Annotated in this window: 15 protein-coding genes; 9 read left to right on the top strand and 6 right to left on the bottom strand. The window is 68.7% G+C overall.

Annotated elements, in window-relative coordinates:
• From FKO37_RS08190 to FKO37_RS08170, 5 genes are read right to left on the bottom strand one after another with little or no spacing between them, the layout of a single operon-like run.
• Positions 1 to 1482 carry a CoA transferase gene (locus tag FKO37_RS08190; protein ID WP_238604134.1) on the bottom strand — a complete coding sequence of 494 codons (1482 nt, stop codon included), beginning with the start codon at positions 1480 to 1482 and terminating at the stop codon, positions 1 to 3.
• A complete protein-coding gene (locus tag FKO37_RS08185; protein WP_238604133.1) occupies positions 1479 to 2336 on the bottom strand; it encodes a 3-hydroxyacyl-CoA dehydrogenase NAD-binding domain-containing protein in 858 nt (285 codons plus the stop codon). Before FKO37_RS08185 ends, FKO37_RS08190 begins: the two co-directional genes overlap by 4 nt.
• A 14-nt stretch (positions 2337 to 2350) precedes the next feature.
• The gene (locus tag FKO37_RS08180; RefSeq protein WP_238604132.1) at positions 2351 to 3514 is read right to left on the bottom strand and encodes an acyl-CoA dehydrogenase family protein; all 1164 of its coding nucleotides are present in this window, start codon (positions 3512 to 3514) and stop codon (positions 2351 to 2353) included.
• 13 nt (positions 3515 to 3527) lie between these two features.
• On the bottom strand, positions 3528 to 4700 hold the full coding sequence (locus tag FKO37_RS08175; RefSeq protein WP_037811046.1) for an acyl-CoA dehydrogenase family protein: 1173 nt from the start codon (positions 4698 to 4700) through the stop codon (positions 3528 to 3530).
• 3 nt (positions 4701 to 4703) lie between these two features.
• Positions 4704 to 5870: a CaiB/BaiF CoA-transferase family protein gene (locus FKO37_RS08170; protein ID WP_182889621.1), complete on the bottom strand. Its 1167-nt coding sequence runs from the start codon at positions 5868 to 5870 to the stop codon at positions 4704 to 4706.
• 129 nt (positions 5871 to 5999) lie between these two features.
• Between FKO37_RS08170 and FKO37_RS08165 the strand changes: the two genes are divergently transcribed.
• The 8 genes from FKO37_RS08165 to FKO37_RS08130 all read left to right on the top strand — a co-directional run bounded on the left by FKO37_RS08165 (position 6000) and on the right by FKO37_RS08130 (position 12376).
• The gene (locus FKO37_RS08165) at positions 6000 to 6875 is read left to right on the top strand and encodes a LysR family transcriptional regulator (protein WP_134729337.1); all 876 of its coding nucleotides are present in this window, start codon (positions 6000 to 6002) and stop codon (positions 6873 to 6875) included.
• A 123-nt stretch (positions 6876 to 6998) separates the two neighbouring features.
• Positions 6999 to 8399, top strand: coding sequence for a fatty acid desaturase (locus tag FKO37_RS08160; protein WP_238604131.1), 1401 nt, complete (start codon positions 6999 to 7001; stop codon positions 8397 to 8399).
• The gene (locus FKO37_RS08155) at positions 8399 to 8590 is read left to right on the top strand and encodes a ferredoxin (RefSeq protein WP_037811043.1); all 192 of its coding nucleotides are present in this window, start codon (positions 8399 to 8401) and stop codon (positions 8588 to 8590) included. The genes FKO37_RS08160 and FKO37_RS08155 overlap by 1 nt, the downstream gene beginning before the upstream one ends.
• Entirely contained in the window at positions 8587 to 9789 is a 1203-nt protein-coding gene (locus FKO37_RS08150) for an NAD(P)/FAD-dependent oxidoreductase (protein WP_238604130.1), read from the top strand. Before FKO37_RS08155 ends, FKO37_RS08150 begins: the two co-directional genes overlap by 4 nt.
• A 1-nt stretch (position 9790) precedes the next feature.
• Complete coding sequence (locus tag FKO37_RS08145; protein WP_037811040.1) at positions 9791 to 10414, top strand: TetR family transcriptional regulator; 624 nt, start codon at positions 9791 to 9793, stop codon at positions 10412 to 10414.
• A 42-nt stretch (positions 10415 to 10456) separates the two neighbouring features.
• The gene (locus tag FKO37_RS08140) at positions 10457 to 11185 is read left to right on the top strand and encodes a cyclopropane-fatty-acyl-phospholipid synthase family protein (protein WP_238604129.1); all 729 of its coding nucleotides are present in this window, start codon (positions 10457 to 10459) and stop codon (positions 11183 to 11185) included.
• 60 nt (positions 11186 to 11245) lie between these two features.
• Positions 11246 to 11641 (top strand): VOC family protein, encoded by a 396-nt coding sequence (locus FKO37_RS08135; RefSeq protein WP_238604128.1) that lies wholly within the window; start codon positions 11246 to 11248, stop codon positions 11639 to 11641.
• Positions 11642 to 11662: 21 nt separating this feature from the next.
• The gene (locus FKO37_RS08130) at positions 11663 to 12376 is read left to right on the top strand and encodes a nucleotidyltransferase domain-containing protein (protein ID WP_238604127.1); all 714 of its coding nucleotides are present in this window, start codon (positions 11663 to 11665) and stop codon (positions 12374 to 12376) included.
• Between the two features lie 379 nt (positions 12377 to 12755).
• Here FKO37_RS08130 and FKO37_RS08125 read toward each other — a convergent pair whose 3' ends face one another.
• Positions 12756 to 13472 carry a CDP-alcohol phosphatidyltransferase family protein gene (locus FKO37_RS08125; protein ID WP_238604126.1) on the bottom strand — a complete coding sequence of 239 codons (717 nt, stop codon included), beginning with the start codon at positions 13470 to 13472 and terminating at the stop codon, positions 12756 to 12758.
• Positions 13473 to 13505: 33 nt separating this feature from the next.
• Between FKO37_RS08125 and FKO37_RS08120 the strand changes: the two genes are divergently transcribed.
• Entirely contained in the window at positions 13506 to 14480 is a 975-nt protein-coding gene (locus tag FKO37_RS08120) for a zinc-binding alcohol dehydrogenase (protein WP_238604125.1), read from the top strand.
• Positions 14481 to 14487: the final 7 nt, after the last annotated feature.

Raw genomic sequence — 14487 nt, 5'->3', positions numbered from 1 at the left:
TCACCTCCACTCTGGACGGTGCGACCCCATGGGGATCAGCGAATTCGTGTAATAGCCCGGAGTCTCGGACATCCGGATCTGTTCGGTGACGCCGCGGTAGCGGCCCAGCGGGGTGTCCGCGGTGAACGTCTCGGGGTCGAAGTATTCGTGCCCGGGCGCGACACCGGCGACCTCCGCGGCGTAGCCCTTGTCGAAGATTCCCAGGCTCAGCAACCACAAGGCGACGCGCGTGAGCGAAACCTGCACTCGGTAGGAACCGCCCCATTCGGCGCGGAGCATGAGTGCGCGCAGTATTCCCAGTTGCAGGAACCAGGAGGTGATGTAGTCGTTCACCACCGGCACCGCGGGCAGTGACGGAACCCCACCTTTACCTTCCAGCAGCATGACGCCGGACAGGCAGCCAGCCGTCTGATCGAAGCCGACTCGGCCGGACCACGGGCCGGTGCCGCCGTTGAGCGTCACTTCGGCGTGGATAATTCCGGGCCGAATCTCAGCGGCGGTTTCCGCGTCGAGACCGTGCCGCGCTAGGTATCCAGGGCGGCGATTGGCGTAGAAGATGTCGGCACCGGTGAGCAGCCAGTGCATCCGCTCCTGGTCGGCGGGGCGACGGAAGTCGAGCCGGGTAGAGCGCACGCCCACATTGGACGTCGCGTACAGCACCGGCAGTTCGTACTCGCCTGGATCCCAGACGTTCAGCACGTCCGCGCCGTGCAACGCCAGCGCCCGGCCACAGCCAGCGCCCGCGATGATGTGCGCTCGACCGAGAGCACGGATTCCTTCGAGCGGCGTGGAAGGGTTGGGGTGCAACGGCTCCGGAGCACTGTCGCCAATTCGCTCGACAATCACGGGCGGCATCGTCGACAACACCGACTGGTATTGCTCGGTCGCCATCAGTTCTTCGGTCGTGCGCACCACCGGCATGATGACGCCCGCGGCTTCGGCGGCGTCTTCCAGCTCGAACGAATTCCACTGCGCGATCGCTTGCTGCACCACGGCATCCCGCTCGGGAACGCCCAGCAGCGCGGCAGCGTCGTTGCGCAGCTTGGGATACGGGCTGATCGGGTGCACCCAGCGGCCGTCCGCGGTGGAGTAAAACCGATCGGTGCCAAAGGCGGGATCGACGCGCGCCGGGTCGCCCTGCGGGTAACCGTCGAGCAACTCCCATTTCTTGTCGTAGAACGGGCACAGCCGGTGCGGCGCGGTCCGCAGGTCCATCGAAATGTCCTGCCCGCGTCCGCCGCGCAGCTGCCAGATCTTCGCCACCGCAACGGATTTCGCCGCCAGCGCGATCGACGTCGCCCCGGCCAGCCGCAGCGCGCCCGGCAGTACCGGGTCGGCTCCGGTGAACTCGATCCGGCCGCCTGCGTCGGATTCCTGCAGGCCGACCGAGCCGAGGAGATCGGCGAGCGGCTGGTGCAGATCGTATTCGTCGGTGGTGGCCGGTTTGGCGAGCGCGGCCTCGAGTTGCTCGGTGAGGCTCATGCCTTCTCCAGCGCGTCCACCACCGCGCGAGTACGGCTGTCGCGCGCTTCGACCCGCTCGGCGTAAGTGTCCGCGGTCCCGTAGGTCTGCTCGACCTCGTCGATCACCGCGTCGAGGTGTTCCCGGTCCGGACGGCCGATCTCGAACTTCATCTGCGAGCCGACGTGACTCACCAGGTGCCGGATCCCGTCCGGACCGCCGCCGAGGTGCATGCTTTCGAACGGCCCGATGGTCGCCCAGCGCGGCCCGAGCGACGCCTTGACCAGCTCGTCCAGGTCCGCCGCAGAGATCACGCCCTGCTGCACCAGGTACATCGCCTGGTCGTTGAAGACCTTCTGCAGCCGGTTCCCGACGAAGCCGGGCACTTCCTTCTTCAGCGTGATCGGCTTCTTGCCCAGCCCCCGGTAGACCTCGACGGCCTTCGCCACGGTCTCCTCAGCGGTCGAAACCCCGGGCACCACCTCGACCAGCGGCATCAGTTCGGGCGGGTTGAACGGATGCCCGATGACGATCCGCGAGGCCGCCGCGTTGCCCTCGGCGATCACCGAGGGCAACAGCGACGACGAGGAGGACGCCAGTACTACGTCGTCGCGCGTGGCGGCGGCGAGCGTCGCGAACATTTCCCGCTTCAGCTCGATCCGCTCCGGGCCCGACTCCTGGACGAAGTCGGCTCCGGCAGCGGCTTCCGCGAGGTCCGCGACTGCCGTGGCGGGCAGCCCGGCGAGGTCGCGAGAGACGATTTCCCGCAGGTCCGGGCGTGGATCGGTGACTCGCACCGTCCAGCCCGCCTCGGCGAACAGCCGAGCCCACGACACTCCGATGACCCCAGCGCCGACGATCGCGACGACCGGCATGGCGCGCTCCTTTCTCAGGCGGTGACCGCGTCCGCGTTGTTGAGCAGCGCGCTAGGCGGCGTCAGCAACGCGTCCGACGCTAGCGCGCGGCGACGGGCCGCGCTCACTCCGCCGTAACTCTCCGTAATGGAAATGAGGCGCGCCGCGTGGTGCGCGACCTCTGATTCGTAAGTCATTCCGATGCCGCCGTGCAGCTGGACGATCTCCTCGGCGGTCGCGGTCGCCGCGTCGCACACGAACACGAACGCGTCGTCTGCCGTGGCGTCGAGGTCCACTGTGGACGCACCGTTGTCGTACGCCTCGACCGTCGCGGTGGCCCACAGCGCCAGCGAACGCGCCAGCTCGACCTTCGCGTACAGGTCAGCGGCACGGTGCACGAGCGCCTGGAACGCCGCCAGCGGAACGCCGAACTGCTTGCGGGTCTTGAGGTACTCGACGGTCATCGCGAGCCCGGTCTCCATCAGACCGATCGCCTCGCCGGTCACCGCGACCCGCGCCCGCGAGAACGCGCGACGCAACCCGGCCGGCGTGTCGGAGTCCGAGGTGCCGAGCAGAACCGCCGGCGTACCAGCGAATTCGACCTGCGACGTGTGTCCCCAGTCCGCGGCCCGGCCGTCGACGCGAGTGATGCCTTCGGCAGTCGCCTCGACCAGGTACACCCCGGTGCGGCCGTTCTCGTCGACCGCGGTGACCAGGAACTTGTCGGCCTGGTCGGCGTTGCGCACCGGGGACTTCACGCCGGTCAGCGCGGAACCGGCCGCCGACACCGACGGCGCGACGCCCCACGGACGTCCCGGCTCGGCGTGCGCGACCGCGATCGTGGTGCCACCGCTGGCGAGCAGCGGAAGCAGCTCCTTGGCCTGGTCGTCGGTGCCCAGCTCGGCGATGATCCACGACGGCAGGAACACGCCGTCGAGCAGCGGTTCGGCCGCCGCGTGCTTGCCCATCGCTTCCAGCGTCGCGTAGACCTCGACCGGGCCCGCGCCCGCGCCGTCGTGGTCCGCGGAGATCGGGAGACCGGCGAGACCCAGCTCGCCGAGGGTGCTCCAGACCTGGTCGTTCCAGCCGAGTTCGCTGCTCGTCGCGGCCGCGCGGCCGCCTGCCGGGTAACCGCGGCCGACTGCCGTGTCGACGGTCTCGAACAGCAGCTTCTGGTCTTCGTTGAATTCGAGGTTCATGAGTCGCCGTCCCTTACAGACCGAGGATCGTCTTCGCGATGACGCCGCGCTGGATTTCGTTGGAGCCGCCGAAAATCGACAGCTTCCGCTGGTTCAGGTACTGCGCCGCGGCCACGACCGCGGCCTCGTCGGCGCGCACCGGCGATTCGGTGTCCAGCAGCATGCCGTCGGAACCGGCCGCGCGCATGCGCAGCTTCGTCAGGGCCTGCAGGGCCTGCGTGCCCTCCATCTTGAGCAGCGACGACACCGGGCTCGGCTGTCCGTTTTCGGAAGCGGCGGTGACCCGCATCTGGGTCGCCTCCAGCGCGAGCAGCGTGGTCTTCGCGGTGTGCATCGCGGCGCGGAACTCGGCGTCCTGCGCGAGCGGACCGTCCTCAGTGGGCAGATCGGCGGCCGCGGCGGCGAGGTCGGCGAAGATCCGCTGACCGGTGCCGACCTGGGCGATGCCGTTGCGCTCGTTGCCGAGCAGGAACTTCGCGTACGTCCAGCCCTTGTTCTCCTCGCCGACGAGGTTCTCCGCCGGGATCACCACGTTGTCGAAGAAGAACTCGTTGACCTCGGCGGAACCGTCGACCAGCTTGATCGGACGGCGCTCGATGCCCGGGGTGTTCAGGTCGAGCAGCAGGAAGGACAGCCCCTGCTGCTTGCGCGGCGCGTCCGGGTTGGTCCGCGCGAGCACGAACATCCAGTCGCCGTACTGGCCGAGCGTGGTCCAGGTCTTCTGTCCATTGAGGACGTAGTGGTCGCCGTCGCGCTTCGCGGTGGTGCGCAGCCCGGCGAGGTCGGAACCGGCCTCCGGCTCGGAGAAGCCCTGCGACCACCAGATGTCGAGATTCGCGGTGGCGGGAAGGAACTTCTGCTTCTGCTCCTCGCTGCCGAACTCGGCGATGATCGGGCCGACCATGCTCGCGTTGAAGGCGAGCGGCTGCGGCACCGCGTTGCGCTGCAGTTCGGAGGCGTAGATGTGGGACTGGGTCGGAGTCCAATCGCGACCGCCCCATTCGACCGGCCAGTGCGGCACGGCCAGACCGTGCTCGTTCAGGATCCGCTGGCTGGTGACGATGTCGTCACGCGTGATCAGGCCGAGTGCGCTGCGCTTGCGGACTTCCTCCGGAATGGCACCGAGGAACACCTCCCGCAATTCGTCCCGGAACGCGAGGTCCTCTTGAGACAGTTCGAGATCCATCGATCAAACCCCTTCAGTGGTGCGTACGGCTCCGACGACTTCGGCGGTGCTCGCGCCAGCGCGTTCGGCGTGCCTGCGGAACCCGGCCGGGGTCCGCGAGAAATGCAGCGGGCTCTCCACGACGCGGATAGTGCCCTCGGTCGGGTGTTCCCGCTCGGTGATCAGCCCGACTTCCTGAACGTACGGGTCGGTCGGCAGGTCGGCGATGTCGACGACGACCGCGTACGGAACGTCGTGGGCGGTCAGGTACTCCTCCCACTCCGCGGTGGTGCGGCTGGCGGAGTTGGCCAGCACCTTCTCCACCCCCGCGGTGAAAATCTCCCGGTCGATCACCGGGGAGTCCCAGGCCGGATCGGCCGCGGCGTCCTCGAGGCCGGCACCGATCAGCAGCGTCCGCACGGCGTCGTTGGTGTAGGGCACCGCGGCGATCGCGCCGCCGTCGGCCGTGCGCATGGCCGCGTGCGTGTCGCTGAGCGAAAGCGGGTTGCCGACGTCGCCGGCGGCCGGGACGAAGACGTCGCCCGCCAGGTGCTCGACGAGGTTGACCGCGATCATCGCGTCGGCCATCGCGAGTTCGACCTGCTGGCCCTTGCCGGTGCGCTGCTGGTCGAAGAGCGCGGCGAGCACGCCGTTGAGCAGGTAGAGCGCGGCGGTCTTGTCCGCGATGAAGGTCGGGACGAACTGCAGCGTGCCGCCCGCGCGGTCCTGGAGGCTGACGAGGCCGGACGTGGCCTGGATGACCTCGTCGTAGGCGGGCCGGTTCGCGCGCGACGAGCCGGGCGCGAAGCCCTGCGCGTGGGCGTAGACCAGGCGGGGGAAGCGTTCGCGCAGCTGCTCGTAGCCGAGGCCGAGCCGGTCGAGCGCGGCGGCGCGCATGTTGGTGACGAGGACGTCGGCGTCGGCGAGCAGGGCGAAGAGGTCTTCGCGGCCGGCCGGGTCCTTGAGGTCGAGTTCGATACTGCGCTTGTTCTGGTTGACCTGCATGTACAGCGGGGCCATCCCGGGCGTGCGGCCGGTGTTGGCCGGCGAGTGCCGGGCGACGTCGCGCAGCGGTTCGACCCGGATCACGTCGGCGCCGAAGTCGCCGAGGATCTGCGTGGCGTACGGGCCCATCACCGCGGACGACAGGTCGAGCACCTTCACCCCGGAAAGCGGTCCGGTGGCATCCATCTTCGCGGTCCTCCCGTTGACGATCTTTGCTTCACCACTGACGCTAAGCGCTTGCTCACCAGAAGGGAATGACCGAGTGCATCAGATCGGTATGACCACCGTGATAACACCGTGGGTACGCTGCTCAGCGTGGAGATTCACCACCTGCGGTACTTCCTCGCGGTCGCGCGCGAGCTGAACTTCACCCGTGCGGCGCGGGCGCTGAACATGTCCGTTCCGCCGCTCAGCCAGCGGATTCGCGACCTCGAACGCGAGCTGGGAGAACCGCTGTTCGACCGCTCCACCCACCACACCCGGCTGTCCGAGGCGGGCGAGGCGCTGCTGCCGCTCGCCGAATCGGTCGTTTCGGGCTTCGACGCCATTCCGGTCCGCATGCGCACCCGCGACCAGCGCGCCGACGTCCGGCTCGCCATCCCCGACGTGCTCAATCCCGCGCACCGCCGCCAGCTCAGCGAATCGATCCGCGCGCTCGACGGCTCCTACCGGTTCACCCTGCGGCAGATGCCGTCGCTCGGGATGGAATCGGCGCTGCTCAGCAACTCGCTCGACCTCGCCGTGTCGCATCTCGGCACTTCGGACGACCGGCTGTCCACCATCGTCCTTTACCGCGAACCGCTGGGCGCGGTAGTGGACGCGTCGCGGTTCCCCGGCCGGACCTCGCTCACCCTCGCCGACCTGCGCGGATTCCAGTATCTGCAGGGGCCGCGGCACTGGGATCTCGGCTCCCGGCGCGCCGAGCAGCTCGCCGCCAAGGGCGTGCTGGTCGATCCTGAGGCACAGTTCTCCGACGTCAGCGGGCTGTTGATCTTCCTGCGCAGCACCAAGAGCTTCACCCTCGCGCCGGTCGAATCCGCGACCGCGCTGGCGCTGGACCCGAACGAATGCGCGGTCCTGCCGATCGACGATCTCGTCGCCACCCTCACCACGTTCCTCATCCGGCGCACCGCCGACACGCGGCTGGACCCGGTGGTCGAGGTGCTGCGGCACGCCCGCGTACCCGACTGACCTCGGCCAATGCCCGACCTGCGGGTTCACCCGGCCGTGGCGGCTTTACATTTCAACTCCTCTTGTCAATCGCGGTGTACATGTCTTACCGTCATGTAAAGCCAGCCAACGGAGGAGGGCGCGATGAGCGAGATGACCGGCACGGTGCCGCTGGGGTCGACCGAAGGATGGACCGACAAGAAGCGGTACCTGTGGCTGATCGGGCTGGTCGTGCCGTCGCTCGCGTTCCTCGCGATCGGCCTGCACGCCGCGACCGGCTGGGGCGTGTGGTTCTGGATCGGGCCGATTGTGATCCTGGCGATCGTGCCCGCGATCGACCTGATCGCCGGCCTCGACCGGAGCAATCCGCCGGACGACGTCATCGAGCGGCTCGAACAGGACCGCTACTACCGGTGGATCACCTACCTGTTCCTGCCGATCCAGTACGTCGGGTTCGTCTTCGCGTTCTGGCTCATCGCGCGCGGCGATCTGTCCGTTGTGGACAAAATCGGGCTGGCGATCTCGATCGGCTGCATCGGCGGGATCGGCATCAACACCGCGCACGAACTGGGCCACAAGAAGGAAAGCCACGAGCGCTGGCTGTCGAAGATCGCGCTGGCGCAAAGCTTTTACGGGCACTTCTACATCGAGCACAACCGCGGCCATCACGTGCGCGTCGCGACTCCGGAGGACCCGGCGTCGAGCCGCGTCGGCGAGAGCTTCTACCGGTTCTGGCCGCGCACGGTGTTCGGCTCGCTGAAATCCGCGTGGGGGCTGGAGCGCAAGCGTTACGCCCGCCGCGACAAGCATCCGTTCCGGATCGGCAACGACGTGCTCAACGCGTGGCTGATGTCCGCGGTGCTGTGGGTGGCGATGGTGGGGTGGCTCGGCGTCGGGATCCTGCCGTACCTGGTGATCCAGGCGGTGATCGGGTTCTCGCTGCTGGAAGTCGTGAACTACATGGAGCACTACGGGATGCTGCGGCAGAAGGTCGGGCCGCCGGAGCGCCGTCGGTACGAGCGCGTGGATCCCAGCCACAGCTGGAATTCCAACAACATCGCGACGAACGTCCTGCTGTACCACCTGCAGCGGCACAGCGACCACCACGCCAACCCGACGCGCCGCTACCAGACCCTGCGCGACTTCGCCGAATCCCCGGTGCTGCCGACCGGGTACGCCGGGATGATCGTGCTCGCGCTCTTCCCGCCGCTGTGGCGACGCGTGATGGACCAGCGGGTGCTCAACCACTTCGACGGCGACATCAGCCGGGCGAACATCCAGCCGTCGAAGCGAGAGAAAATCCTTGCCCGGTACGGAACTCCCACTGTTGATCCGGTGATCGCGCCGGACGACGTGCGCGGTGACGCCAGCGAAGGCGGAATGTGCCCCGGCTGCGGATACGTCTACGACGAGCAGCGTGGCGACCCGCGAGAAGGCTTCCCGGCCGGTACGCCGTGGTCGTCCATTCCGGACAGTTGGTGCTGTCCCGACTGCGGGGTAAGGGAAAAGGTCGACTTCGTTGCTCCCGGAAGGATGAGTGTGTGATGCGGATAGAAGCGGATTTGAACAAGTGCGACGGACTGGGCATGTGCGAAGCGATGGCCCCGGACTTCTTCGAGGTGGGCGACGAGGGCACGGTCGTCGTGCTCGACGAGAACCCCGGCGAGGAGCACCGGACCGACCTCGCCGCGGCGGTCGACGCCTGCCCGGTGCTCGCGCTGAAGCTGGTGTCATGACGCTCGCGGTGGTGGGCGCGTCGCTGGCCGGACTGCGCGCGGTCGAATCCGCGCGGCGGACCGGATACGACGGCCGGATCGTGCTGATCGGCGCGGAGGGCCACCTGCCGTACGACCGGCCGCCGCTGTCGAAATCCTTCCTCGCGGCGGACGGACCGGTTGCGGTGGAACCGTTTCTCAGCGCGGACGACCTGCGCGAACTCGGCGTCGAACTCCGGCTGGGCACTCCCGCGACCGGGCTCGACCCGATCGCCAGGGAGATCCGCACCGGCGACACGACCGTCCGCTACGACGCCGCCGTCATCGCCACCGGAGCCGCCGCCCGGGTTCTTCCCGGCACCGAGGGAATCTCCGGCATTCACTCGCTGCGCACCGCGGACGACGCGGTCGCCATACGGCCCGCTTTGGACAGTGGCGCTAGGACAGTCGTGATCGGAGCCGGTTTCATCGGCTCGGAAGTCGCTTCAGCCGCCCGCAAACGCGGCCTGCCAGTGTCTATTGTGGAAACGCTGGAAACGCCTTTGGTGCGCGCGATCGGTCCCGAGGTCGGCGAGGTCTGCGCGGATCTGCATCGCGCGGCAGGCACCGATCTCCGCCTGGGCACCAGGGTCACCGGCTTCACGTCGCAAGACGGCGCGGTGACCGGCGTCCAACTGTCCACCGGCGAAGTCCTCCCAGCCGACCTCGTGGTCGCTGGAATCGGTGCGGCCCCGGCCACCGGCTGGCTGCGCGACAGCGGACTCCTGCTGCACGAACGCGACGGCGGCGTCATCTGCGACGGCACCCTCGCCGCCGCACACGGCGTTTACGCGGCCGGAGACGTCGCGCACGTGGCGAACGCGTTGTTCGACGGCGAGCTGATGCGGCTGGAACACTGGACGAACGCGGCCGAGCAGGGTGCGGCCGCGGCGCGGCACGCGCTGGACCCCGCGAGCGCGCGGGTGTTCAGCGCCGTGCCGTATTTCTGGTCCGATTGGTACTCGCACCGCATCCAGTTCGTCGGGACGCCGCGCGCGGACGAGGTCGTCGTCGCGGTCCCGGCCGAGCACGGCTTCACCGCGCTGTACCGGCGCGGCGACCGGCTCGTCGGCGCGTTCACGGTCGACCGGCCGCGCGACATCATGAAGTACCGCAAGCGGATCGCCGCCCGGGCACCATGGTCCGAGGCAGTGGCCTTCGCTTTGGAAACGGCCGCCTAGAATGACCGCTATGAGCGTGCTTCCGGTGCCCGCAGGCGGCCAGTACCGGCAGCCCATCATCACCGCCGCCATCGAACTCACCGCGAAATCCGGCTGGTCAGCGGTCACCATGGCGCGGCTCGCCGATCTGGTCGGAGTGAGCAGGCAGACCGTCTACAACGAGATCGGCTCGAAAACCGCGCTCGCCGAGGCGATGATCTCGCACGAGCTGCGCCGGTTCCTCGCCGTCGTGAGCACCGCGTTCGACCGGCATCCGGACGACCTGGTCGAGGCGATCTACGACGCCGTCCGCGCGGTGCTCGAACTGGCCGACGACAACATCCTCCTGCGCGCCATCGCCTCCGCGACGCACGGCACCGACAACGAATTCCTGCCCCTGCTGACCACCCGCGCCGGCACCCTGCTCACGGAAGCGAAGGCCGTTCTGCGCGGCCGGGTCCGCGGCTACGCGCCGCCGCTCGACGACGGCCAACTCACCGTGGTCATGGACCTCGTCGTGCGCACCGTGCTCAGCCACGTCATGCAGCCGTCGGGAACCCCAGCTGAAACCGCCGACGGCCTGGCCTGGGTCGCCGCTCGCGTGCTCGGCACCGCCCCGTCGGCATCGATGCGCACCCGCTCGTAAACCAGGTGCGCGGTTCGGGCCGTGCGTGTCAGCGTGGCGCGCGTGAACCGTGAACGACTTTCCGCACTCGCCCACACCTGGCACCCCATCGCGTCCCCGATCAGCGACGACGAGGTCCAGCGTCTGCTCGAGCGCAGCATCCCGCACGAAAACGCGGTCATCCTGGACCTGGGCTGCGGCGGTGCCGAATGGCTCATCCGCGCCCTCGCCGCGTACCCGAAACTCCGCGCCGTCGGCGTCGACACATCGGAATTCGCCCTCTCCCGCGCCCGCACCGCCGCGACCGACCGAGGCGTCGCCGACCGCCTGACCCTCCACCACCAATCCGCCACCGAATTCCCCGCCGCGCCAGAGTTCGACACCGTCCTGTGCATCGGCTCCACCCACGCCTTCGGCGGTTTGCCAGCCACCCTCGCCGCCCTGCGCACCCACGTCCGCCCCGGCGGCCGCGCCCTGATCGGCGACGCCTACTGGGAGACCGAGCCGACCCCCGCCGCGCTCGAGATCTTCGGCGACCTGCCAGACCTGCCGGAACTCCTCGACCAGGTGATTTCCGCCGGCTGGACGCCGACCCACGGCCACACGAGCACCCGCGGCGAACTGGACGCGTACGAATGGTCGTGGACCGGCAGCCTCACCGAATGGGCCCTGGACCACCCGGAAGACCCGGACCAAGCGGAAGCACTCACCGCCGCGGCCACCCACCGCGACGAGTGGCTCCGCGACTACCGCGCCTCGTTCGGCTTCGCCTGCGTGGTGGCGCGCGCTTGACAAAACTTCTTGTCAATGCGACGTTCGGACCTGACCCCCACCCCGAGAAAGGGCAGTCCGATGACCGACCTCGTCCCGTTCCTGATGTTCCAGAAGCGCGACGCCGCCGAGGCGATGGCCTTCTACACCTCGCTCTTCCCGGGCGACTCCGTGCTGTCCGAGGAGCGCTACGGCACCGACGGACCCGGCCCGGAGGGAACGATCGTGATGGCCGAGTTCACCGTCGCCGGACAGCGGGTGCGGTGCAGCGACAGCTTCGTCCAGCACGCCTTCGACTTCACGCCGTCCACATCGCTGTTCGTCACTGTGGACTCGACCGACGAACTGAAGCGGATCTACGAGGCACTCGGCGAGGGCGGCGGAACCCTGATGCCGCTGGACGATTACGGCTTCGGCCCGTTCGCCTGGGTGAACGACCGGTGGGGCGTGTCCTGGCAGTTGAGCGCCAAGGGCTGAGCAATTCGAGAGGGGGATTGCGTGGCTGACCCGCGCGAAGGGGAGCCGGTTGCCGTCGCTGGCGAGATTGCGCGTCGATTGTTCGCGGACGCCCGGGTCGTGATCGTCGGCGGCAGCGTGCTGACCAACCGGCGGACGCCGATGTCCGACCTCGACCTCGTAGTGGTCACCGGCCCGCGCGACGCCCCGTACCGGCATTCGTTCACCTGGGGAAACTGGCCGGTGGAAGCACTGGTGCACGACGAAGAAACCTTGCGTGCCCACTGCACCGACAATCTGGCCCGCCGCTGGGCCGGAATCCCGCGGCTCATCGCCGAGGGCGCGCTCGTGGCCGACCAAGACGGCGTCGGCACCCGGCTGCAGACCGAAATGCGGCAACGACTGTCCGCCGGACCCGCCGCCGCGACGGCAAGCGAACTCGACGCGCAGCGGTACGAACTCACCGACCTGCTCGACGACCTGACCGGAGCCGACGACCCGGCCGAGATCGCCTTCATCGCCGCTCGGGTGCTGACCAAGTCCGCGCAATTGGCCCTGCTGGCCGGACAACACTGGCAGGGCAGCGGCAAATGGCTGTGGCGTGAACTGCACGACCACGATCCCGGCCTGGCTGATCAATTGGCCACCGCCTTGCCCGACGCACCACGACTCGGCGCGGTCGCCCGTGCGGTGCTTGACCGCACAGGCGGACCGCTGCGAGACGGATACCGGGTCACCGATCCCCGCTGTCCTTGACCCCGCCCTGGACAGCAAGATACGCGTACGGTTTCTTTTTGCGATTGCTAACCATCACGGATCCGCAGCTCGAGCGCAATTCCCGACGCTATTGGCCCAGCGACAGATACCGCGAAGAGAAATACGGACCGGTGACCCACGGACGGGTTAAGCGGGGCTATTCGGACCCCGCTATGGTGGGCATTGGGAGGTTGGCAATCAGCCTGAGGGGGGCCGATACCTCATCCCGTGGGCCAGCCGTTTACCTGCAGTAGTCCCGCTCGGACGGTGCTGCGAGGGCAAGCGGCTGGCCCTTTTTTGCCGTACTGCGGATCAAGCGCCACGACGGTTTCCCGGCGCCGAAACCCTGGCTGAAGAAGAATCGTCGCAGCGGAATTCTCTAGGCGGCGCGGTTCCGGTACAGCCACCACACGTCGCGCCCGAACGACCAGCTCAAGGTCGCCACCGCAATTCCCGCCAGGACCACCGGCGCGAACCCCGCCACCACGGCCGTCAGGGCGATTCCTTGCAGAGCCGCGACTGCCTTCCGGGCTCGACTGGGGCGCAGTGGGGCACGGAGCCACGACCACAGCCGGGCCGCGGCGACGAATGCGTAGCGCATCAGGCCGATTGCCAGCACCCATGGGCCGACCGTGGTGGCGGCCAGGACGCTCAGCACCAGGATCAGGAAGGCGTCCGCTTCCATGTCGAAGCGGGCACCCAGCGCGGAGACGGTTCCGGTGCGGCGGGCGACGTAGCCGTCGAGTGCGTCCAGGGCCAGGGCGACCGCGGCGATGGGGACGATCAAGGTCAGCTGCGGGTGCCCGCCCAGGCGGTCGGCGACTAAAGCGGTCACGGTGCCGATCAGGGCCGCCCGGGCGAGGGTCACCTGGTCGGCCGGGCCCAGCCGGTACACCCTGATTCGCCAGGCGCCCTGCGTGAGCAGCACCAACAAGCCCAGGAGGTAGGCCACGCCGACTGCCCAGCCGGCCGGGCCGAGGCCGGTTGTCACCGTCAGCAGGGTCAGCAGCGCGAGTTGCGCCAGCAGCGCGGGGGCCTGCTGGACGACGGTTGAACCCAGCTCGGCCGGGGTTCGTGTACAGGTGGAGACAGCCATTTCTCCTCGATCCGGCAGCAACGGAGGACAACCTTGACACGGGCGGCGCAGGCCTTCTGGTTCACTTCGGCCGAGGGCGGGGAGCTCCGATCGGCCGAGGTGGCTGCTCCACAAGCCGACGAAGTGCTGGTCCGAACGCGATTTTCGGCGTTGAGCCGCGGCACGGAAAGTCTGGTGCAGCGCGGCGGGGTGCCGGAGAGCCAGCACGACATCATGCGCGCGCCGTATCAGGAGGGCGACTTTCCGTGGCCGGTCAAGTACGGCTACCTGAACGTCGGCGAGGTCCTTTCCGGACCGCCGGAGCTGACCGGCCGCACGGTGTTCTGCCTCTATCCACATCAGACCGAGTACGTCGTGCCCGCGTCGGCGGTCACGGTGGTGCCGGACGACGTCCCGGCGGCGCGGGCGGTGCTCGCCGGCACCATCGAGACCGCGGTGAACGCGCTCTGGGACGCGGCCCCGCTGGTCGGCGACCGGATCGCGGTGGTCGGGGCGGGGATGGTCGGGTGCAGTGTCGCTCGGCTGCTGTCCCGGTTTCCCGGCGTGGCCGTCCAGCTCGTCGACCCCGACCCGGACCGCGCCGAGGTCGCGGACGCATTCGGCATCCGGTACGCCACCCCGGAAACCGCGAGCGGCGACCTCGACCTCGTGGTGCACGCCAGCGCGACCGACGCCGGGCTCGCGCGTTCGCTGGAACTGCTGGGTCGCGAGGGCACGGTGGTCGAGCTGAGCTGGTACGGAGACCGTCAGGTGTCGATACCGCTCGGCGAGAACTTCCATTCGCGACGGCTCACCGTACGCAGCAGCCAGGTCGGCACCGTTTCGCCGGCTCGCGCGGCGCGGCGCGGTTACGGCGACCGGATGGCGCTGGCGCTGCGGCTGCTCGCGGACCCCGCGTTCGACGCGCTGATCACCAGCGAATCCACTTTCGCCGAGCTGCCGGATGTCGCGGCACGGCTAGCGGACGGAACTCTGCACGGACTGGCTCACCGAATCACCTACCCGTAAAGGAGAA

This window comes from Amycolatopsis sp. Poz14 (assembly GCF_006704225.1).
GTDB lineage: Bacteria > Actinomycetota > Actinomycetes > Mycobacteriales > Pseudonocardiaceae > Amycolatopsis > Amycolatopsis nivea.
This window is presented reverse-complemented; position numbering and strand designations above follow the sequence as displayed.